We start from the raw sequence: 20,921 nt of genomic DNA on the forward strand, positions 1-20,921 counted from the left end.
CTCCACGTTTGGCCCGTACCTTGCCGCTACAGTGAAGCAAGTCATACCCATTATTATATGCAGAAACACGAGGTCCCCTTTTAATGGCGAATTTTTTTATCGATCGCCCCATTTTTGCCTGGGTGTTAGCTATCCTGTTGTGCCTGACAGGAACCCTGGCTATTTTTTCGCTGCCCGTTGAGCAATATCCCGATCTCGCTCCGCCAAACGTGCGCGTGACTGCGAATTATCCTGGTGCATCAGCACAAACTCTGGAAAACACCGTGACCCAGGTTATCGAGCAGAACATGACCGGCCTCGATAATCTGATGTATATGTCATCACAAAGCAGCGGGACGGGTCAGGCGACGGTAATGCTTAGCTTTGTAGCAGGAACCGATCCTGATGAAGCCGTGCAGCAGGTACAAAACCAGCTGCAATCGGCAATGCGTAAGTTGCCGCAGGCGGTACAGGATCAGGGGGTAACCGTGCGTAAAACCGGGGATACCAATATTCTGACCATCGCTTTTGTCTCTACTGACGGCTCAATGGACAAGCAGGACATTGCAGACTACGTCGCCAGTAATATTCAGGATCCGCTCAGCCGAATTAACGGCGTGGGAGATATTGACGCCTACGGGTCACAATACTCCATGCGTATCTGGCTCGACCCAGCCAAACTTAACAGCTTCCAGATGACCGCCAAAGATGTGACCGATGCTATTGAGTCACAGAATGCTCAAATTGCCGTTGGCCAACTTGGTGGTACACCTTCAGTGGACAAGCAGGCGCTGAATGCGACGATTAATGCTCAGTCATTGCTACAAACGCCACAACAATTCCGCGATATTACGCTGCGCGTCAATCAGAACGGTTCAGAGGTTAAACTGAGTGATGTGGCAACGGTCGAAATGGGGGCCGAGAAGTATGACTACCTCAGCCGGTTTAACGGAAATCCCGCATCTGGTCTTGGTGTTAAACTCGCCTCTGGCGCCAATGAAATGGCAACGGCCGATCTGGTTATCAATCGCCTCAATGAGCTGTCTCAGTACTTCCCTCATGGTCTGGAATACAAGGTGGCATATGAAACCACCTCTTTTGTAAAAGCTTCGATTATTGACGTGGTGAAAACGCTGCTGGAAGCCATTGCGCTGGTATTCCTGGTGATGTACCTGTTTTTGCAAAACTTCCGTGCGACGCTTATTCCCACGATTGCTGTCCCCGTCGTCTTAATGGGCACCTTCTCTGTGCTCTATGCCTTTGGCTACAGTGTTAACACATTAACGATGTTTGCAATGGTGCTGGCAATTGGCCTGCTGGTTGATGACGCCATTGTGGTAGTGGAAAACGTCGAGCGAATCATGAGCGAGGAAGGTCTCTCGCCGCGTGAAGCAACACGAAAATCGATGGGGCAGATTCAGGGGGCGTTGGTTGGTATCGCCATGGTGTTGTCGGCAGTGTTTATCCCGATGGCCTTCTTCGGCGGCACGACCGGGGCCATTTACCGTCAGTTCTCGATTACGATTGTCTCAGCGATGGTGCTCTCGGTACTGGTGGCGATGATCCTGACTCCTGCTCTGTGCGCCACGCTACTCAAGCCGCTGCATAAGGGCGAACACCACGGACAAACCGGATTCTTCGGCTGGTTTAACCGCATGTTTAACCACAACGCCGAACGCTACGAGAAAGGTGTCGCCAGAATCTTACATCGCAGCCTGCGCTGGATACTGATCTACGTGTTGCTGCTCGGCGGAATGGTGTTCCTGTTCCTGCGGCTGCCAACCTCTTTCCTGCCGCTGGAAGACAGGGGTATGTTCACCACTTCAGTACAGTTGCCCAGCGGCTCCACCCAGCAGCAGACGTTAAAAGTGGTGGAAGAAGTGGAGAAGTATTACTTCACCCATGAAAAAGACAACATTATGTCAGTCTTCTCCACGGTCGGTTCCGGCCCTGGCGGAAATGGACAAAACGTAGCGCGAATGTTCGTCCGCTTAAAAGACTGGGATGAGCGTGGTACCACTACCGGAACCTCATTTGCCATTATCGAGCGCGCCACAAAAGCCTTTAACCAGATTAAAGAGGCTCGCGTCTTCGCCAGTAGCCCTCCGGCTATTAGCGGCCTCGGTAGCTCTGCCGGTTTCGATATGGAATTACAGGATCATGCCGGTGCGGGTCATGATGCGTTAATGGCGGCGCGTGACAAGCTGATTGAGCTTGCAGCTAAAGACACCTCCCTGACCCGCGTACGCCATAATGGTCTGGACGACAGCCCGCAGTTGCAAATTGATATCGACCAGCGTAAAGCCCAGGCGCTGGGGGTTTCGATTGATGATATCAACGATACATTGCAGACGGCCTGGGGCTCCAGTTACGTCAATGACTTTATGGACAGGGGGCGCGTGAAGAAGGTTTATGTACAGGCGGCAGCAAAATATCGCATGCTTCCTGATGACATCAATCTCTGGTACGTGCGCAATAATAGCGGCGGCATGGTGCCCTTCTCAGCATTTGCCACCTCGCGCTGGGAGACAGGTTCGCCGCGCCTGGAACGCTATAACGGTTACTCTGCCGTCGAGATCGTAGGGGAAGCCGCGCCCGGCGTCAGTACCGGTACAGCAATGGACGTAATGGAATCCCTGGTCCATCAGTTGCCGACTGGATTCGGCCTCGAATGGACGGCAATGTCATATCAGGAACGACTTTCTGGTTCCCAGGCCCCTGCTCTGTATGCCATTTCACTGCTGGTGGTATTCCTGTGCCTCGCCGCGCTGTATGAAAGCTGGTCTGTTCCATTCTCCGTCATGCTGGTCGTACCGTTGGGGGTGATTGGCGCCCTGCTGGCAACCTGGGCGCGGGGTCTGGAAAACGATGTGTATTTCCAGGTCGGGTTATTAACAGTTATCGGGCTTTCGGCCAAAAACGCGATCTTGATTGTTGAATTCGCCAATGAGATGAATGAAAAAGGGCACGACTTGCTCGACGCCACGCTGCATGCGTGCCGCCAGCGCCTGCGTCCGATTTTGATGACCTCTCTGGCATTTATATTCGGGGTGTTACCGATGACCATCAGCAGCGGTGCAGGCTCCGGCGGTCAACATGCGGTTGGTACCGGCGTGATGGGCGGGATGATTTCAGCCACGATTCTGGCTATTTACTTCGTCCCACTGTTCTTTGTACTGGTGCGCAGGCGCTTCCCTCTGAAGCCAAAACCGGAATAACACACAAAAAAGGCGACTTACAATAAGTCGCCTTTTTTTATCCTTTTCAGGATTGTCTGCCAGAAATTTATTTACGAAGCATCACTTCGATAAAGTCTTTCCAGTTCCCCAGTTCACGTTCAATCATAACAACCTCTCTTATTATTATGGATATTCTACAAAATCATTCTCTTTCAAAGAAGATAATTTAATCGATAGTTGTGATTACATTCTCCAGTGCTGGGGGTCATGTCATCACTATGCGCCATACCCATAAATTTTATGTGACTTACTGCAATATTTTGAAATATTCATACATCATCTACTACTCTGGCAATTCTGATGGAAAAACAGTCTGATGCAAAGAGGTAAAATCTGAATTCCAGTTCAGTGAGAGTTTCGGAACTTTCAGGAATCATTATTCACTGTTGTTCAACAATGTTATATTTTTCTATAACGATTGAATGACAATATGTATTATCAGGGATCACAAAGCACAAGAATAAATATTCAAATTACGTTAATAAGGATTCAAATGATCACCCTCTACGGCATTAAGAATTGCGATACCATTAAAAAAGTCAGGCGCTGGCTGGAAGCTCACGGGATCGACTATCGTTTCCATGATTATCGCGTCGATGGTCTCGACAACGCGCTACTACAATCCTTTATCAGCGAGTTAGGCTGGGAGTCACTGCTCAATACGCGTGGGACCACATGGCGTAAACTCGATGAAGCAACGCGTAATCAAATTACCGATGCGGATGCCGCCGCCTCGTTGATGATTGAAATGCCAGCAATTATCAAACGCCCATTGCTCTGCGCGCCGGGTAAGCCTATGCTGCTGGGTTTCAGTGAATCCAGTTATATGCAGTTTTTTAATGAGGTGTAGTCTATGTCGTGCCCGGTTATTGAGCTGACACAGCAGCTTATTCGCCGTCCTTCCCTGAGCCCGGATGATGCCGGGTGCCAGGCGTTAATGATTGAACGCCTGCGCGCGGTAGGTTTTACCGTTGAGCGTATGGATTTTGGTGACACACAGAATTTTTGGGCATGGCGCGGACAAGGTGAGACGCTGGCATTTGCCGGTCACACTGACGTAGTGCCCGCTGGCGATGTTGATCGCTGGATTAATCCGCCATTTGAACCGACGATCCGCGACGGTCTGCTGTTCGGGCGTGGCGCTGCCGATATGAAAGGCTCGCTGGCGGCGATGGTTGTCGCAGCCGAGCGCTTCGTCGCCCAACACCCTAACCACAAAGGCCGTCTGGCGTTTTTAATCACCTCAGACGAAGAAGCCAGCGCTAAAAATGGCACCGTTAAGGTGGTCGAAGCGCTGATGGCGCGCAACGAGCGGCTGGACTATTGTCTGGTCGGCGAGCCGTCCAGTACGGAAATCGTCGGTGACGTGGTTAAAAATGGGCGTCGGGGTTCACTGACCTGCAACCTGACCATTCACGGCGTGCAGGGGCACGTAGCCTACCCGCATCTGGCCGATAACCCGGTTCACCGCGCAGCGCCAATGCTGAATGAACTGGTGGCGATCGAGTGGGATCAGGGCAATGAATTCTTCCCGGCAACGAGCATGCAAATTGCCAATATTCAGGCAGGAACCGGCAGCAACAATGTTATCCCTGGTGAACTGTTTATCCAGTTCAACTTCCGTTTCAGCACTGAGTTAAATGACGAGATGATCAAATCCCGGGTGCTGGAATTGCTGGATAAGCACCAGTTGCGTTACACCGTTGACTGGTGGCTCTCCGGCCAGCCATTCCTGACCGAGCGTGGCAAACTGGTGGATGCAGTGGTGAACGCCATTGAGCACTATAATGAAATTAAACCGCAGTTACTGACTACAGGCGGAACGTCCGACGGGCGTTTTATTGCCCGCATGGGGGCGCAGGTGGTTGAACTTGGTCCGGTCAATGCCACCATTCATAAAATAAATGAATGCGTTAATGCCGCCGACCTGCAACTGCTTGCCCGAATGTATCAACGTATCATGGAGCAACTCGTCGCCTGATGAGTGGCCCTGTAAGAGGAAATGAGCATGGACTGGCTGGCTAAATATTGGTGGATTTTAGTGCTGGTGTTTCTGGTAGGCGTATTGCTGAATGTAATTAAAGATCTCAAGCGCGTCGACCACAAAAAATTTCTCGCGAATAAACCGGAGCTTCCCCCGCATCGTGACTTTAACGATAAATGGGACGACGACGACGATTGGCCGAACAAAGACCAACCGAAAAAATAACCCGTAGGCCGGATTATACGCGTAGCGTTGCCATCCGGCACCCGCGCCTGATGGCGCTACGCTTATCTGGCCTACAGGGTTACATCATCTCAATGACATCATCATCGTTTGGTTTCCCCCCACTTAACGCTTCATCGAAATAGTGCTTCGGCACAGTAAAGCGCAAATGGTCGAGAGCAAACTGCATGCTGCGATCGTCAATGGCGTGACCCAGGTTTTCAACGATATCCAGCGTCACATCACCGCCCGCGCGAATTAACGCGTCCTGAGCCGCAACGGCGTGAGATAACTCAATCACCCGGTCTTCACCACCGTGAATCAAATGTACTGTCGTGGCCGTCGTTGCCACTTCCGGCAAACTGGCGTAACGACCATTAAAGGCAATCACCCGTGATGCCAGTCCAGGCTCGGCTTTGATGCTTTCAAGCGACATAATAGCCCCCTGCGAAAAGCCTATCAGTGCAGTTGCCCCAGGTGCGACGCCGCTCTGTTTTTGCCAGTAGCGAACGGTTTCGATAAATACCGGCATGATAGCGTCAACACGTTCCTGACGGTTCTCTTCCGTTACGCCCTGAACGGAAAACCATTGACGCCCGGAGGTGGCAGCATATGGCTCAGCACCGCCGATACTCACTATCAGCGCATCCGGAAACAAAGGTGCAAACCAGGATCCTATCTCTCCCATGGCAACAGGGTTATCGCCTACACCATGAAACAACAGCAGCAACTGTTGCGCGGGTTTATCGGGGCTTTGAACAACAAAATGGTCATGTTTCATGGCGATCTCCTTAACTGATGAGCGTCATTCTACGCCGCTTAATCGCAATGACCATGCCAGGAAATTGAAGAAGTTAGTGAAAAAATTACCATTGCATAATGCGATTATGTAGCCGTTGTTCGCGTTCATTATCCAGTTGCGCTAACGCCTGCGCCGCCTCTGCACGCTGAAGCAGTAACAATGCTTTACGACCAGAAACGTTCAGTCGCTCGCACAGTTGTGCGTCAGTGCATTGCTCTTGTAAACGTCCTCGCAGCGCCGGGAGAGGAAGCGTACTGTTCTGAAGCAGGCGACTCAGACAACCCAATGAGGTAAGTAGTGGCCGATGTGCAAAGGCAAATCCCGCCAGTTCTTCCCAGTCATCATCATTAAGCGTAGTTTCTTTCAGTGGGGATACCGGAATGGCCTCGTCATTCCACTGAGCCAGAATCACAGCGTCACGACGCAAGCGCAGGTTCTCCCTCTCAGCGAGACGCCTCCCCGCCTCACTGATGGGCAGTAAAGCCATTGCGGTGTAGCACCCGCTGCTGGCTTCCCGGTGGTTCCCCATACGAACCAACACAAAGCCACAACGCTGCCAGAAACGCCATAGCTCTTGCGTATAACCAAAACTGACGGAGAGGTAATCACACTGCGTGGAATAGCGATGGGCCTGCATAATCAGCTGTTGCCCTATACCTTCCCGCTGGCGCGCGGGGTGAACCGCGATACGGCTGACCCGACGTCCAGTGAGCGTCGCCGCCAGCGGATAACATCCGTGGGCAGCCAGAGACTGAGCCACCAGATTCCCTCTTGGTCGACGGTGCCCGGCAAAGACAGCCTGACTTAATTCTGCGGATAATCCTCCTTCGTCCACCAGCCAGACGGCACCAGCCACCGAGTCCGAGGCCGATGCCTGAAGAAAATGCTGACCTGGCGCATCCATCATCCGGCGAAGATCCAGCGGTGAGGTGCGATAATGCGCCCCGGAAAGCAACTGATATACCGCCAGCGGCAGATTCGGCCTGGTGCGCCAGGCATTCGCTTCAAACGTGGAAAAACGGATCTCTCCCCGAGGCGAATGCATAAAAGTTTCGTCATCGAATACCAGTGCATCGCTGACGACTTTTTCCAGCGGACACCCCTGCGCCCACCGGACGGGCTGCTGTAACTCATATCGGCGCAGCGCCGGGAAACGGGCGCAGAATTTTAACAAGAACCCTCTGCCGGTTCCCTCATAACCCTGAACCGTAGTCGTTAACAACGTGCGGGGAAAACGCGAAACCAGTTGATGCAGCAACGGTGCGGGAATGGCAGCGGCCTCATCAACAATAAGCCAGTCTGCGGTTTCAGTCCCGGCTAACAGCGCATCCGGGGCCATAAAGCGGTAACGCTCACCGGCAAAGCGTGCCAGCACATCGGTTGCCGCTTTAGCGGGCGCAGTAACAATTGCCGTTCCCTTCATGCGTGAAATCAACTGCCCTGCTAAGGCTGATTTACCCCGACCACGTGCTGCAGTCACTGTTACCACACCACAGGGCATAGCCAACAGATGTTGTAAAATCGCCGCCTGCTCAGGCTGAGGCTCCCCATTCGCGGCTTGCCAGCCAGCACGTTCAGGGAAATGCGGGCATGAAAATAACTGATTCTGCAGCCAGTGCAGAGCTTGTCTGTCGCGAGTGATGACCCGTTTGAAGTGTTCGACAAAGTGTGGCGTTGGGATGGGTTGCGCGCAGTCACTCCAGCGCAGCGAATCTACATCCGGATGTGTCTGCCAGCTGTTCCAGGGGGGCGTCAGCAACACTAGCCAGCTCCCGGCATACAGCGTACCACTTAATGCGGCAAACGCTGCGGCGTCAAACCCAGACCGCGCATCAAAGACTGCATGACGAAATTCACGTCCCAGTAACGTTTGCAACGCCTGTGGCGTACAGCCCGGCTCTGAGGGAGGCTCTGCACCAACCCACAGCCAGTCGCCGGGTAATGTATCGCGCAGCGCTAACGCCTGCTCCTGACACCAGAGTCCCTCGCCACTGATAATCAGCAAACGGCGGATCCCTTCCCGGGTCATTTGTTCAGTTAGCGCACGCAGCGCGATGTAGTCAGACATCCCTGCCTCAATATCTTACATGCCTTTACCAAAGGTATTGCATTGCGCCGGATCGCCGCTATCAAAGCCACGCTTAAACCAGGTAAGACGCTGTTCAGAGCTCCCGTGCGTAAAGCTGTCCGGCACCACCCGTCCTTGCCCCTGCTGCTGCAGGCGATCGTCGCCAATGGCCTGTGCGGCGTTCAACGCTTCTTCCAGATCACCTGACTCCAGCACACCTTGCTGTTGCATACTGTGCCCCCAGACGCCGGCAAAGCAATCCGCCTGCAGTTCCATACGCACGGAAAGTCGATTCACTTCAGCCTGTGAGGCGTTCTGTTGCATCTGGCGAATCTTTGGCTCGATACCCAGCAGTTTCTGCACATGGTGACCCACTTCATGCGCAATGACATAGCCCTGAGCAAAATCACCATCAGCGCCCAGCTTATTTTTCATGTCGTCATAGAATGAGAGGTCGATATAAACAGTACCGTCAGCCGGGCAATAAAACGGTCCCATAATGGACTGACCCACTCCGCAACCGGTACGCATGGAACCACGATACATCACCAGCCTGGGTTGCTGATAGGTACGGCCCATTTTTTCAAACTGCTGCCCCCAGGTATCTTCCGTTGTCGCCAGAATCACCGAGGTAAATTTGGCTGCTTCATCATCGTTGGGACTGATGGAGCGCGTTGATTGTTCTTGTGAAACAGGTTGGCCTGTCATTAATCCGGTGAGATCCACGCCGTAATACCCTGCCACGAGCACCACAATCAGCAGGATGATGCCGCCTTTACCACTTGGCAAACGAAAACCTGGCCCGCCCATAGAAGGACCGCCACCAGAGCTATTACGTCTGTCTTCTACATTGTCACTTTCACGACGCCCTTGCCAGCGCATAATCACCTCAACTTTTTATTCATTATGATGATGATCGTAGGCGGTTCGGAACAGGATTACCATAAGAAACAGTAATCAAATAGGTATGATTGATGAGCCGGTGAGCGATCGCCGGCTCGAAGGAGGGATCAGTCTAACTTCACGCCCAGGCGATGCGCGACGGCTTCATAGGCTTCGATCAGGCCGCCCAGACTCTGGCGGAAGCGATCTTTATCCATTTTATCCAGGGTTTCTTTATCCCACAGGCGGCTACCATCCGGAGAGAATTCATCACCCAGAACGACTTCGCCTTTATACAAGCCAAACTCAAGTTTGAAGTCAACCAGAATCAGGCCTGCGTCATCAAACATTTTCTTCAGCACGTCATTGGCCTTGTAGGTCAGCTCTTTCATACGTGCCAGATTCTCTTTGCTCACCCAACCAAAAGTTTCGCAGTAAGAATCGTTAATCATCGGGTCGTGCATTGCATCATTTTTCAGGAACAGATCAAACAGAGGCGGATTCAGTTCAATACCTTCCTCAACGCCTAAACGCTTCACCAGAGAACCTGCCGCACGGTTACGCACCACGCACTCAACCGGTACCATCTCCAGTTTTTTCACCAGACATTCGGTATCAGAAAGCAGTCGCTCCATTTGGGTAGGAATACCCGCTTCTTCCAGCTTAGTCATAATGAAATGGTTGAATTTATTGTTCACCATACCTTTACGATCAAACTGTTCAATGCGCGCGCCATCCCCTGCTGACGTATCATTGCGGAATTCGAGCACCAACAGGTCCGGGTTTTCCGTGCTGTATACGGTCTTCGCTTTACCACGATACAACTCAGCTTGCTTTTGCATCTTTATTACTCCTGGGTGTGAATTAACGATAAATATTGCGCTTTTCTGCTGACGCACACGTTTGCGTATCATATCAGAAAAAAAGGCTGGATTACTCCAGCCCTTTATTTTTACTTACTAAAAGCTGCCTGGAAGACGGCAACCAGCGCGTCGTTCTGGCTTTGCGTCAGGGTGTGTCCCTTCGGATCGATAAACTGCATACTGCTGCGGTTGTCTAAATCACCGACCTGCAGTTTGTAGTCACCGGATACCAGACCCGGATCGGTTGCGCCCAGTTCCTGCCAACCGCTGTCAGACAGTGGTTTGTAGGTCACGGCGAAACTGCCCTGAGAACGGGTGCTGTCGGTCACTTTCATGCCCACTTTCTCAAGAGCCGCCGGCAGACGTTGCCACACCACGTTGAACGGTCCACGAACGACCAACATCGGTAAACCGGTGTCATCGGCAGCACTCTGGACATCCATAGTTGCTGCAGAGCGGTTCTGCGCGGCATTCGCAGCATCGGTGGCGTTCTTATCCAGACCCGCAGAAATGACGTTCATCATCTCAGCGCTATAGCGCTGCATTGACGCCGCATCAGCTACTGGCTTACCGGCCTGTTCGAGGTTAACCAGTTTCACCGTCACCGCTTGCTGATAGCCCTGCGGTTTAACCGAGATTTGATAACGTCCACGGTACTGTTCGTCTTCATCCAGACGGTTCCAGTCAACCCAATCGGTAGTCAGCGTCTGGCTGGCATCATCGCGTTTGGTGATAGTGTAATTTTTAGACTGAATCACGCTGACAACCTGCGGCCACAGAGTGTTGGCACGGCCATTTTCCACCAACAATGTTGCCGTATCACCCGCAATCTGGGTACGTGCGCCACTGACTAATGCTAACGGCTGAGCCGGTGGGCGAATATCCAGCGCTTTACCTACGGCACCACTGCCGTTAGTAACCGGGATATTATAGTCACCTGCGGTTATCGGCAGAATCATCCCAGCTGGCGCGTGAAGCTCAGCAAGCGGTGCAGCCTCCAGATAGGATTCGTCACCGCTCACCTGGCGCTTATAGCGCGAATCAGAACTACAGGCCGCGAGCAACATAACAAGCGAAACACCCGCAACCTTGGCCAGGCGCGACTTTTGTACTGAGTAAGCCATCAAATCTCCCTAAACTTTACAGCAAACCGGCATGCTTAAGCGCCGCTTTGACGATATCACGAGCATTGTCCGTGATTGGCGTCATCGGCAGACGCAGTGTATCGGTCGCCACAAGTCCCAACTCCTTACATGCCCATTTCACCGGGATAGGATTGGGTTCGACAAATAGTTTGTTGTGTAACGGCATCAGACGCTGATTGATCACCCGCGCCTCGGCAAAGTGCCCTTCTGCCGCCAGTTTGCACATTTCAGCCATATCACGTGCCGCTACGTTAGACGTAACAGAAATCACGCCATGACCACCAAGCTGAATAAAGTCCAGCCCGGTCGCGTCATCACCGCTGAGCAGAATAAAATCGTCTGAAACCAGCTCTTTGATCTGGTGAACACGACTTAAGTTCCCTGTGGCCTCTTTGATAGCGACAATATTTTTTACTTTCGCCAGACGACCAACGGTTTCCGGCAGCATATCGCAGCCAGTACGGGACGGCACATTATACAGAATTTGCGGCAGGTCAGTATGTTCAGCGATGGCTTTGAAATGCTGGAACAGGCCTTCCTGGGTTGGGCGGTTGTAGTAAGGCGTCACCGTCAGGCAGCCGACAATACCACTGTCGTTGAAACGCTGCGTCAGACTAATGGCTTCTGCGGTCGCATTGGCGCCGGTTCCGGCAATCACCGGAATACGCCCATCGGCCAGCTCCAGCGTCATCATTACCACGTCGCCATGCTCATCATGACTCAACGTGGCGGACTCACCGGTGGTGCCAACCGAAACGATCGCCGAGGTGCCGCTGGCGACATGATAATCAATCAGTTTTTTCAGGCTCGACCGGCAGACTTTACCTTTCTCATCCATCGGCGTAATAAGCGCGACAATACTTCCCGTGAACATGGGCCATCCTCTGTGCAAACAAGTGTCTCAATGGTACGTTTGGTACGACAATAAAAGCAAGCGACCATAGCCCTTCTGATTGTTGTATGCATGTTTTTTTTATGCTTTCCTTATGATTACCTCACCTCTCAAAGGAAGAACAGGTTTGACACCGTCATCGCAACACTATCTGGTCATTACTGCGCTGGGTGCTGATCGCCCGGGAATTGTGAACACCATCACTCGTCATGTCAGCAGTTGTGGCTGTAATATTGAAGACAGCCGACTGGCCATGCTGGGTGACGAGTTTACTTTTATTATGCTGTTATCCGGTACCTGGAATGCCATAACCCTGATTGAATCAACCTTGCCGTTGAAAGGTGCAGAGCTGGATTTATTGATTGTGATGAAGCGAACGACTGCTCGCCCCCGTCCGGCGATGCCCGCCACGGTATGGGTGCAGGTCGATGTCCCCGACTCTCCCCATCTGATAGAACGCTTTACCGCACTTTTTGACAGTCACCAAATGAATATCGCGGAACTGGTTTCTCGCACACAACCGGCTGAAAACGGAAAGTCTGCACAACTGTTTATCCAAATCACGGCACATAGTCCCGCGTCACACGATTCGGCAAATATTGAGGATGCCTTTAAAGCACTCTGTACAGAACTCAATGCGCAAGGCAGTATTAACGTCGTCAATTACTCACAGCATGATGAACAGGATGGAGTTAAGTAATGAACCCACTGAAAGCCGGTGATATCGCACCGAAATTTAGCTTGCCGGACCAAGACGGAGAACAAGTAAATTTAACCGACTTCCAGGGACAGCGTGTTCTGGTTTATTTCTACCCGAAAGCCATGACGCCGGGCTGTACCGTGCAAGCCTGCGGCTTACGCGATAACATGGATCAGTTAAAAAAAGCAGGTGTTGAAGTCCTGGGGATCAGCACCGATAAACCTGAAAAGCTTTCCCGATTTGCTGAAAAAGAAGTGCTTAACTTCACGCTCCTGTCCGATGAAGATCATCAGGTATGCGAGCAGTTCGGTGTCTGGGGTGAGAAATCGTTTATGGGAAAAACCTACGATGGCATCCATCGCATCAGCTTCCTGATTGATGCCGAGGGTAAAATCGAACACGTGTTTGATGATTTCAAAACCAGCAATCACCACGATGTGGTCATGAACTGGTTGAAAGAAAACGCCTGATGTACATTGTGCCGGATTAGGCTTTTACACCGCCATCCGGCACAACCGCTATCTACTCAAATGTACCTTTAACGCACGCTTTCTTCTCTCTCACTACCGCAACCCCCTTCGCCCAGAGGTGATAAACTTCCAGCTCGTCGTTTAGTACCAGAATATCCGCATCACATCCGACCGCCAGACGTCCTTTATGCTCAAACCCAAGGAACTCCGCTACTGTGCGTGTCAGCGGACGTAGCGCCAGCTCCAACGGTATGGCATGAACCTTCACCAATTGGCGCACCGTATCAGCAAGTGATTCGAATCCGGCTACACCAATCCCCGTCAGATTACCGTGTTCATCAAATTCCGGCTGGCTGCCATTACCATCCGAACTCAGGGTAATACGTGACAGTGGAACTTCATGGCGCAGCGCGGTAGCAATAGCCATTGCCGGGGAGACAGGCTCATCAATACTGCTGGTGATGTCGATATAACCGCCTTTGCGGGCATACTCTAACGCGGCCTGAAACAGCGGCTCCGCACGGTTAACATGCGTTGGCAACAGCTTGGTGACAGGTACATCACTGCTGTTCAAAATGTCATACAACGGCTCCAGCATGCGCGGACTGTCACCCATATGGAATACGCTGATCCCTGGTTTTTGTCCCAGCAATCCACCTACGCGCGACTGAGCCGCCATATTCGCCAGCACTGCTGTATTCGGGGCAGATGATCGATGGTCGGAAACTGCACATTTAACCCCAATCACTTTATCGATCAATGCCACATCGCGTTCAATACTGCCGGTAATAGTCGGCGAAGGTAAAGAGTAAGCGCCGGTTAGCATCCAGGCGCTGATGCCTTCATACTCCAGAGCTCGGGTTTTAGCCAACAGCGACTCCGGGTGGCGGGTGATGCCGTCAGTTCCCAGTAATCCCACAACCGAAGTAATACCTGCTTCAACCAGGCGCGACAGACGCACCTCCGGCGTGCGGGTATGTGGCCCAGCTTCCCCGCCGCCACCGATCAGATGGACGTGCTGATCGATAAACCCCGGACAAACAATAGCACCATCAAGATTGATACACTGGCAGCCAGGAAAATCTTCTGCAGCGATTGTGGGCGCAACAGCAACAATTTTGCCATCAGAAACCAGTATATCCTGTAGTCCCAGATCTTCAGGTGCGTAAACGTGTCCACGTTGGAACAGCGTCAGATTAAGAATTGAACAGTTCATAACCTTCCTTGTCATGCAGCAACCTGCATAATTCAAATAGAGAATATGGATACCCGGCGGCATTGCGCCGCTACAGCATCCTGATTAGGATTCGTCAATCGTCTGACCATCCGGCCAGGCATGAACTACCGCTTTAATTAGCGTCGCCAGCGGAATAGCAAAGAATACGCCCCAAAAGCCCCACAGACCGCCGAAAATAACCACTGACAGAATAATCACCAACGGATGCAGATTTACGGCCTCGGAGAAAAGTACAGGGACCAGCAGATTGCCATCCAGCGCCTGGATTATCAGGTACACGGCAAAACAGCTCCAGAATTCGGTCCCGAGACCAAACTGGAACAGTGCCACACCAACCACCGGAATCGTCACCACAAAGGCGCCGATATACGGGATCAGGACTGAGAACCCGACCAGCACCGCCAATAGCAGAGAATAGTTGAGGCCAAACAGCAGGAAGCCAAGCCAGGTCGCAACCCCCACCACCACCATTTCGAGCACTTTGCCACGAATGTAGTTAGTGATTTGCTGATTCATCTCTTTCCAGACCTGCCCCGCCAGCCCGCGATTACGCGGCAACACCCGACGCACAGCATTCAGCATCTGCCCTTTATCTTTCACCAGGAAGAACACCATCAACGGCACGAGAACCAGATAAACCGCCAGTGTCAGTAATCCGACCAGGGAGGCCACAGAATATTTCACCACCGAGTCGCCCATCGTGAGCATCCGCGAGCGCATATTCTCCGCCATCGCATCAATAATGCCAGCGTCCATCAGCGCCGGATAACGTCGTGGTAAGGTTGCGGCAAAGTCAGAAAGCTTATTCAGCATGCCGGGCATATCACGTATCAGATAAATCCCCTGCTGCCACGCGACAGGCATCACCACGAACGCCATCAGTAGCAAGATACCGACAAACACCACCAGCACAATGGATGTCGCCCAGGGTCGGGAACAGCCGATATTTTCCAGACGCACTGTCGGCCATTCAAGCAGGTAAGCCAGCACAATCGCGACCAGCAGCGGTGCTAACAGCCCGCTAAAGAAAAAAAGAATGCCAAAACCGGCAACCAGGATAACCAACAAGGCAATAGCCTCTGGGTCGCTAAAGCGGCGGCGATACCATTGCATCAGCATTTCGAGCATAAAACCCTTCCATGAACCTCAATAGCGGGATTGCGATCCCGAATTGTATCGAAATGTCACAAAAAAGACTTCGCTTTTTATGACTCATTCCGCAAAGTGAAAAGACATTCTTCCTGGGTGTTCATCGCAGGATTTCGCAGTTACACTCCGAATGCTGCCGGAGTGTGAACGATACTTCGCAGCACGGGTCAAAATGGCTATCTCCATGAATACAGGACAGAGGTTATGTTCAGGCAGTTGAAAAAAAACCTGGTTGCTACCCTCATTGCTGCACTAACTATCGGTCAGGTCGCGCCCGCATTTGCTGATACTGCGGACACGTTACCCGATATGGGGACCTCAGCAGGGAGCACACTCTCCATCGGTCAGGAAATGCAGATGGGCGACTATTACGTGCGCCAACTGCGCGGCAGTGCGCCGTTAATTAACGACCCGCTGCTGACCCAATATATTAATACTCTGGGGATGCGCCTGGTATCCCACGCAGACTCAGTAAAAACCCCGTTCCATTTCTTTTTGATTAATAACGACGAAATTAACGCCTTTGCTTTTTTTGGCGGCAACGTTGTTCTGCACTCCGCACTCTTTCGCTATTCCGATAACGAAAGCCAACTGGCCTCGGTAATGGCGCACGAAATCTCTCACGTCACGCAGCGCCACCTGGCGCGCGCCATGGAAGATCAAAAACGTACCGCCCCGCTGACATGGGTAGGCGCACTGGGTTCAATTTTATTAGCAATGGCCAGTCCGCAGGCGGGGATGGCAGCCCTTACCGGCACCCTGGCGGGAACGCGTCAGGGGATGATCAGCTTCACCCAACAGAATGAACAGGAAGCGGATCGTATTGGTATTCAGGTACTGCAGCGCTCAGGTTTTGATCCGCAGGCAATGCCAACGTTCCTGGAGAAACTGCTCGACCAGGCTCGTTACTCCACACGTCCACCTGAAATTCTGCTGACTCACCCCCTGCCAGAAAGTCGTCTGGCGGATGCACGTAACCGGGCTAACCAGATGCGTCCAGCCGTGGTGCAATCGTCTGAAGACTTTTATCTGGCAAAAGCACGAACCCTGGGGATGTATAATTCTGGCCGCAACCAGCTAACCAGCGACCTGCTGGACAACTGGTCGAAAGGCAATGTCCGTGAACAACGGGCTGCACAATATGGTCGGGCGCTACAGGCGATGGAAGCCAGTAAATATGACGAGGCGCGTAAAGCGCTGCAGCCTCTGCTGGCTGCAGACCCTAACAATGCCTGGTATCTCGACCTGGCTACGGATATCGATCTCGGTCAGAAGAAAACCAGCGATGCCATTAATCGCCTGAAAAATGCGCGCGACCTGCGCGTAAATCCGGTATTGCAACTTAATCTGGCGAATGCGTATTTACAGGGCGGACAAGCCAAAGAGGCCGCAACCATCCTCAATCGTTATACGTTTAACAATAAAGATGACGCTAACGGCTGGGATTTGTTAGCACAAACGGAAGCTACCTTGAATAACCGCGATCAGGAGCTGGCGGCACGTGCGGAAGGCTATGCCCTGGCGGGGCGTCTTGACCAGGCCATCTCTATGCTCAGCAGCGCAAGCTCGCAGGTGAAACTGGGAAGCCAGCAACAGGCCAGATATGACGCCCGTATCGACCAGCTACGCCAGTTGCAAGAGCGTTTTAAACCGTATACGAAGATGTAACAGGAAAACACAATGTCAGACGCGATTAAAATCTACCATAACCCACGCTGCTCAAAGAGCCGCGAAACGCTGGAGTTACTGAAGTCCAACGGTGTAGAACCGGAAGTGGTGCTTTATCTGGAGACACCTGCTGACGCAGCAACCCTGCGTGAACTGCTGCAGATGCTGGGAATGTCCAGCGCTCGCGAATTAATGCGCCAGAAAGAAGATCTCTACAAATCACTTAACCTGGCGGACAGTAGTCTGAGTGAAGATGTGTTGATTGAGGCGATGGTGAAAAACCCGAAATTGATGGAGCGCCCGATTGTGGTGGCAAACGGTCAGGCGAGAATTGGTCGTCCGCCGGAGCAAGTACTGGAAATCATCGATTAACATCAAATAACACCGCAGCCTTTCCGGTTGCGGTGCTTACAGTTTTAAAATCTCTTTGACGAACGGAATAGTTAATTTGCGCTGAGCGGTGATCGATGCGTGGTCGAGTTGATCAAGTGTCATAAACAAAGTGCGCATTTCCCGATCCAGTCGTTTTAACAGAAAGCGCCCCACATCTTCCGGAAGTTCGAACCCGCGTAATCTGGCACGTAGTTGCAAAGCCTGAAGCTTGTCTTCATCCGAGAGCGGCTGCAACTTATAGATTTGCCCCCAGTCCAGGCGCGAAGCAAGATCCGGTAGTCCCAGATTCAGCTGTCTTGGCGGGCGATCGCCGGTGATCAGCAGCCGGGTTTTCCCTGACTCAAGAATACGGTTGTAGAGATCAAAAATAGCCATTTCCCACAGGGAATCCCCGGCAACGCATTCGATGTTATCAATACACACCAGTGACAGATGCTCCATACCGTCAAGCACTTCCGGTACGAACCAGGTACGTTTGTCCAGTGGTACATAACCTACCGCATCGCCGCGCTGAGACAACTCGGCGCATGCTGCATGCAGCAAATGGCTACGGCCCGCGCCTTCGCGCGACCAGAGATAGATATACCCGCTATGTTCCTGACGCAGCACGTTTTGCAGTGCAGCCAGTAGAGAGGAGTTATCCCCCGGCCAGAAACTCGCGAAAGTTTCATCGTCAGGAAGATAAAGTGGCAGAGAGAGCTGTGCCGGTGTGTTCAGAGATACCTCAACCCAGGATTTCATAAAATCGCGTTGAGTTTACCACAGAAATACGTCGTGATAGAACCGGGCAGCGTCGCTGCCCGGTCAAAGACTTAGTGTTGCGGGGTGTCTTCTGCATCTTTGGCGTCGAGGACAACTTCCTCCGGACGCAGCAAGCTAATCGCTTTGAAGATCAGGCTCAGGCATACGCCGACAATGGTCGCCAGTGCCATCCCTTTCAGTTCAGCGGCACCAATGTGAACCTTTGCACCACTCACGCCGATGATCAAAATAACCGACGTTAGGATCAGGTTTTGCGCTTTGTTGTAATCAACTTTAGATTCGATCAACACGCGAATACCAGATGCGCCGATAACTCCGTACAGCAGCAGCGACACACCGCCCATCACCGGTAGCGGGATAATCTGAATCGCGGCAGCCAGTTTACCGACGCAGGAGAGCAGAATGGCAAAAATAGCCGCACCGCCAATAACCCAGGTACTGTATACACGGGTAATGGCCATCACGCCGATGTTTTCGCCGTAAGTGGTGTTAGGCGTGGATCCAAAGAAACCGGAGATCACCGTCGACAGACCGTTGGCGAACATCGAGCGATGCAGTCCAGGATCGCGAATCAAATCTTTTTTCACGATATTGGCCGTTACCACCAAATGCCCTACGTGTTCAGCAATAACTACCAGTGCCGCAGGCAGGATGGTCAGAATGGCAACCCATTCAAAGCGTGGTGTGTAGAAGGTCGGCAGAGCAAACCAGTGAGCCTGAGCAATCGGCGTGGTATCCACAACGCCCATCACAAAGGAGAGCGCATAACCCGCCAGTACACCAATCAGAATGGGGATAATGGCCATAAAGCCACGGAACAGTACTGAACCAAAAACAGTTACCGCCAGCGTTACCATAGAGATAATAATTGTTTTGGAATCTGGCATTTGCCCCTCTGCAGGAAGCAAACCAGCCATACCAGCTGCAACGCCAGCCAGTTCCAGACCGATAACGGCAACGATTGCGCCCATGGCCGCAGGCGGGAACATCACATCCAGCCAGCCGGTCCCTGCTTTCTTAACGATGAAAGAAACCAGGCAGAACAGAACGCCGCACATAATAAAACCACCGAGCGCCACTTCATACCCAAGCGGTAGCAACAGCAATACCGGAGAAATAAACGCGAAGCTGGACCCCAGATAGGCAGGAATTTTGCCTTTACAAATGAAGAGATACAGCAGTGTACCAATACCGTTAAACAGCAGGACAGTTGCCGGGTTGATATGAAACAGGACAGGCACCAGTACCGTTGCACCAAACATGGCGAACAGGTGCTGCAAACTAAGCGGGATCGTCTGTAAAAGCGGCGGTCTTTCACTCACCCCGATAGCACGGCGCGTCATAGTGTTTTCCTCTGAGTGTTGTTTGTTATTAGTGATTAGGTTGTTTTATTCAAAAAAAAGCCGACTCTTAAAGTCGGCTTCTTTTTATTTATTCATTTACTTAGTACCAAAAATCTTATCGCCAGCATCGCCGAGTCCCGGAATAATGTATCCTTGCTCGTTCAGCCCCTGGTCGATAGATGCGGTATATAGCTCAACATCCGGGTGCGCTTTTTCCAGTGCCGCGATACCTTCCGGTGCGGCTACCAGCACCAGTACTTTAATGCTGCTGCAGCCCGCATTTTTCAGCAGGTCGATGGTGGCGATAACGGAACCGCCAGTGGCCAGCATCGGATCGACGATCAGCGCCATACGCTCATCAATATTAGAAACCAGCTTCTGGAAGTACGGTACCGGCTCCAGAGTCTCTTCGTTACGGTACATGCCAACTACGCTGATACGCGCACTCGGAACGTTTTCCAGTACGCCTTCCATCATACCCAAGCCCGCACGCAGGATTGGTACAACAGTGATTTTTTTACCTTTAATTTGGTCTACTTCAACCGGGCCATTCCAGCCTTCGATGGTTACCTTTTCGGTTTCCAGACCAGCGGTTGCTTCATAGGTCAGCAGGCTGCCAACTTCCGAGGCGAGTTCACGAAAGCGTTTAGTGCTGATGTCATTTTCACGCATCAGTCCCAGCTTGTGTTTGACGAGTGGGTGTTTGACTTCCACGATCTTCATACTCTTCTCCTTTCCTCAGACGAGTGGCAACCACAAAAAAAATCGCCGGATTATACCGCTTTTCCTCTCTGGCGCAACACTGCATACGCTTGATATGGATCAACCAAAGTCATTTGCGTTCGGGAGATGAGTATAAAACAAGGCCACAGTCTTGACGGAAAATAGTATCAATATATTGAATTATATAAGCATTATCTTCTGGTCTGTATGACGTATTGAAGCCACAAAAAAGATTTTCTGAATATTGTTCATCAGACTCACACCCGTTAACACGTATCCAGCATCGTCGGGTTGCGGTTTATTGTGCTATTGAAAAGGTCAAACGCTGAAAAAAACAGCAGAAAAAAGTCGTTGCAGAGCAGGCTCGCAAACGTTTGCTTTCCCTGTTAGAATTGCGCCG

General features: G+C 51.9%; 20 protein-coding genes. 8 read left to right on the forward strand and 12 right to left on the reverse strand.

What is annotated here, in order from left to right:
* The first annotated feature begins 83 nt into the window (after window positions 1–83).
* A complete protein-coding gene (acrD, locus tag OGX98_RS17760) occupies window positions 84–3,197 on the forward strand; it encodes a multidrug efflux RND transporter permease AcrD (protein WP_045446027.1) in 3,114 nt (1,037 codons plus the stop codon).
* A 67-nt stretch (window positions 3,198–3,264) separates the two neighbouring features.
* Here the strand turns inward: acrD and ypfM are convergent, their stop codons facing one another.
* Window positions 3,265–3,324, reverse strand: coding sequence for a protein YpfM (gene ypfM, locus OGX98_RS17765; RefSeq protein WP_001386977.1), 60 nt, complete (start codon window positions 3,322–3,324; stop codon window positions 3,265–3,267).
* A 387-nt stretch (window positions 3,325–3,711) separates the two neighbouring features.
* On the opposite strand from ypfM, the gene OGX98_RS17770 reads away from it, so the two are divergent.
* The 3 genes from OGX98_RS17770 to OGX98_RS17780 are packed head-to-tail and all read left to right on the forward strand — an operon-like array spanning window position 3,712 to window position 5,427.
* Window positions 3,712–4,068: an ArsC family reductase gene (locus tag OGX98_RS17770; RefSeq protein WP_286595670.1), complete on the forward strand. Its 357-nt coding sequence runs from the start codon at window positions 3,712–3,714 to the stop codon at window positions 4,066–4,068.
* Window positions 4,069–4,071: 3 nt separating this feature from the next.
* On the forward strand, window positions 4,072–5,199 hold the full coding sequence (gene dapE, locus OGX98_RS17775) for a succinyl-diaminopimelate desuccinylase (protein WP_200010296.1): 1,128 nt from the start codon (window positions 4,072–4,074) through the stop codon (window positions 5,197–5,199).
* A 27-nt stretch (window positions 5,200–5,226) separates the two neighbouring features.
* Window positions 5,227–5,427, forward strand: coding sequence for a YpfN family protein (locus OGX98_RS17780; protein ID WP_003835080.1), 201 nt, complete (start codon window positions 5,227–5,229; stop codon window positions 5,425–5,427).
* A 79-nt stretch (window positions 5,428–5,506) separates the two neighbouring features.
* On the opposite strand, the gene ypfH is transcribed toward OGX98_RS17780, so the two are convergent.
* The 6 genes from ypfH to dapA all read right to left on the reverse strand — a co-directional run bounded on the left by ypfH (window position 5,507) and on the right by dapA (window position 12,058).
* Window positions 5,507–6,205 (reverse strand): esterase, encoded by a 699-nt coding sequence (ypfH, locus tag OGX98_RS17785; protein ID WP_048220842.1) that lies wholly within the window; start codon window positions 6,203–6,205, stop codon window positions 5,507–5,509.
* A gap of 85 nt (window positions 6,206–6,290) precedes the next feature.
* A complete protein-coding gene (locus OGX98_RS17790) occupies window positions 6,291–8,294 on the reverse strand; it encodes a tRNA(Met) cytidine acetyltransferase TmcA (protein ID WP_286595671.1) in 2,004 nt (667 codons plus the stop codon).
* Window positions 8,295–8,309: 15 nt separating this feature from the next.
* On the reverse strand, window positions 8,310–9,176 hold the full coding sequence (ypfJ, locus tag OGX98_RS17795) for a KPN_02809 family neutral zinc metallopeptidase (protein WP_045446047.1): 867 nt from the start codon (window positions 9,174–9,176) through the stop codon (window positions 8,310–8,312).
* A 128-nt stretch (window positions 9,177–9,304) separates the two neighbouring features.
* Entirely contained in the window at window positions 9,305–10,018 is a 714-nt protein-coding gene (gene purC, locus OGX98_RS17800) for a phosphoribosylaminoimidazolesuccinocarboxamide synthase (protein WP_045446050.1), read from the reverse strand.
* A 110-nt stretch (window positions 10,019–10,128) separates the two neighbouring features.
* Window positions 10,129–11,163, reverse strand: coding sequence for an outer membrane protein assembly factor BamC (gene bamC / locus OGX98_RS17805; RefSeq protein ID WP_045446053.1), 1,035 nt, complete (start codon window positions 11,161–11,163; stop codon window positions 10,129–10,131).
* A gap of 16 nt (window positions 11,164–11,179) precedes the next feature.
* Window positions 11,180–12,058, reverse strand: a complete 879-nt coding sequence (gene dapA, locus OGX98_RS17810; RefSeq protein WP_045446056.1) for a 4-hydroxy-tetrahydrodipicolinate synthase — start codon at window positions 12,056–12,058, stop codon at window positions 11,180–11,182.
* Between the two features lie 145 nt (window positions 12,059–12,203).
* Here dapA and OGX98_RS17815 point away from each other — a divergent pair, with 145 nt between their 5' ends.
* Both OGX98_RS17815 and bcp read left to right on the forward strand, forming a co-directional pair.
* Complete coding sequence (locus OGX98_RS17815) at window positions 12,204–12,776, forward strand: glycine cleavage system transcriptional repressor (RefSeq protein WP_197086121.1); 573 nt, start codon at window positions 12,204–12,206, stop codon at window positions 12,774–12,776.
* The gene (bcp, locus tag OGX98_RS17820; RefSeq protein WP_006683508.1) at window positions 12,776–13,246 is read left to right on the forward strand and encodes a thioredoxin-dependent thiol peroxidase; all 471 of its coding nucleotides are present in this window, start codon (window positions 12,776–12,778) and stop codon (window positions 13,244–13,246) included. Before OGX98_RS17815 ends, bcp begins: the two co-directional genes overlap by 1 nt.
* A gap of 52 nt (window positions 13,247–13,298) precedes the next feature.
* Here the strand turns inward: bcp and iadA are convergent, their stop codons facing one another.
* A complete protein-coding gene (gene iadA / locus OGX98_RS17825) occupies window positions 13,299–14,462 on the reverse strand; it encodes a beta-aspartyl-peptidase (RefSeq protein WP_048220839.1) in 1,164 nt (387 codons plus the stop codon).
* A gap of 84 nt (window positions 14,463–14,546) precedes the next feature.
* The gene (locus tag OGX98_RS17830) at window positions 14,547–15,611 is read right to left on the reverse strand and encodes an AI-2E family transporter (protein WP_045446065.1); all 1,065 of its coding nucleotides are present in this window, start codon (window positions 15,609–15,611) and stop codon (window positions 14,547–14,549) included.
* A 225-nt stretch (window positions 15,612–15,836) separates the two neighbouring features.
* Here OGX98_RS17830 and bepA point away from each other — a divergent pair, with 225 nt between their 5' ends.
* Both bepA and arsC read left to right on the forward strand, forming a co-directional pair.
* Entirely contained in the window at window positions 15,837–17,300 is a 1,464-nt protein-coding gene (gene bepA / locus OGX98_RS17835) for a beta-barrel assembly-enhancing protease (RefSeq protein ID WP_225761257.1), read from the forward strand.
* Between the two features lie 12 nt (window positions 17,301–17,312).
* Window positions 17,313–17,672: an arsenate reductase (glutaredoxin) gene (gene arsC / locus OGX98_RS17840; RefSeq protein WP_045446071.1), complete on the forward strand. Its 360-nt coding sequence runs from the start codon at window positions 17,313–17,315 to the stop codon at window positions 17,670–17,672.
* Between the two features lie 36 nt (window positions 17,673–17,708).
* Here arsC and OGX98_RS17845 read toward each other — a convergent pair whose 3' ends face one another.
* The 3 genes from OGX98_RS17845 to upp all read right to left on the reverse strand — a co-directional run bounded on the left by OGX98_RS17845 (window position 17,709) and on the right by upp (window position 20,521).
* Entirely contained in the window at window positions 17,709–18,410 is a 702-nt protein-coding gene (locus OGX98_RS17845; protein ID WP_223307030.1) for a DnaA inactivator Hda, read from the reverse strand.
* A 95-nt stretch (window positions 18,411–18,505) separates the two neighbouring features.
* Entirely contained in the window at window positions 18,506–19,798 is a 1,293-nt protein-coding gene (uraA, locus tag OGX98_RS17850) for a uracil permease (protein WP_045446077.1), read from the reverse strand.
* A gap of 96 nt (window positions 19,799–19,894) precedes the next feature.
* Window positions 19,895–20,521 (reverse strand): uracil phosphoribosyltransferase, encoded by a 627-nt coding sequence (gene upp, locus OGX98_RS17855; RefSeq protein ID WP_045446080.1) that lies wholly within the window; start codon window positions 20,519–20,521, stop codon window positions 19,895–19,897.
* Window positions 20,522–20,921: the final 400 nt, after the last annotated feature.

Source organism: Citrobacter sp. Cm046 (assembly GCF_030333065.1).
GTDB lineage: Bacteria > Pseudomonadota > Gammaproteobacteria > Enterobacterales > Enterobacteriaceae > Citrobacter > Citrobacter murliniae.

Bases quoted from the DNA above. Each gene is read 5' to 3' on its own strand.
- iadA (WP_048220839.1), bottom strand. From the start codon at position 14,462: ATGAACTGTTCAATTCTTAATCTGACGCTGTTCCAACGTGGACACGTT.
- purC (WP_045446050.1), bottom strand. From the start codon at position 10,018: ATGCAAAAGCAAGCTGAGTTGTATCGTGGTAAAGCGAAGACCGTATAC.
- acrD (WP_045446027.1), top strand. From the start codon at position 84: ATGGCGAATTTTTTTATCGATCGCCCCATTTTTGCCTGGGTGTTAGCT.
- bcp (WP_006683508.1), top strand. From the start codon at position 12,776: ATGAACCCACTGAAAGCCGGTGATATCGCACCGAAATTTAGCTTGCCG.
- OGX98_RS17830 (WP_045446065.1), bottom strand. From the start codon at position 15,611: ATGCTCGAAATGCTGATGCAATGGTATCGCCGCCGCTTTAGCGACCCA.
- bamC (WP_045446053.1), bottom strand. From the start codon at position 11,163: ATGGCTTACTCAGTACAAAAGTCGCGCCTGGCCAAGGTTGCGGGTGTT.
- OGX98_RS17780 (WP_003835080.1), top strand. From the start codon at position 5,227: ATGGACTGGCTGGCTAAATATTGGTGGATTTTAGTGCTGGTGTTTCTG.
- arsC (WP_045446071.1), top strand. From the start codon at position 17,313: ATGTCAGACGCGATTAAAATCTACCATAACCCACGCTGCTCAAAGAGC.
- ypfH (WP_048220842.1), bottom strand. From the start codon at position 6,205: ATGAAACATGACCATTTTGTTGTTCAAAGCCCCGATAAACCCGCGCAA.
- dapA (WP_045446056.1), bottom strand. From the start codon at position 12,058: ATGTTCACGGGAAGTATTGTCGCGCTTATTACGCCGATGGATGAGAAA.
- dapE (WP_200010296.1), top strand. From the start codon at position 4,072: ATGTCGTGCCCGGTTATTGAGCTGACACAGCAGCTTATTCGCCGTCCT.
- ypfJ (WP_045446047.1), bottom strand. From the start codon at position 9,176: ATGCGCTGGCAAGGGCGTCGTGAAAGTGACAATGTAGAAGACAGACGT.
- OGX98_RS17770 (WP_286595670.1), top strand. From the start codon at position 3,712: ATGATCACCCTCTACGGCATTAAGAATTGCGATACCATTAAAAAAGTC.
- OGX98_RS17790 (WP_286595671.1), bottom strand. From the start codon at position 8,294: ATGTCTGACTACATCGCGCTGCGTGCGCTAACTGAACAAATGACCCGG.
- bepA (WP_225761257.1), top strand. From the start codon at position 15,837: ATGTTCAGGCAGTTGAAAAAAAACCTGGTTGCTACCCTCATTGCTGCA.
- uraA (WP_045446077.1), bottom strand. From the start codon at position 19,798: ATGACGCGCCGTGCTATCGGGGTGAGTGAAAGACCGCCGCTTTTACAG.
- upp (WP_045446080.1), bottom strand. From the start codon at position 20,521: ATGAAGATCGTGGAAGTCAAACACCCACTCGTCAAACACAAGCTGGGA.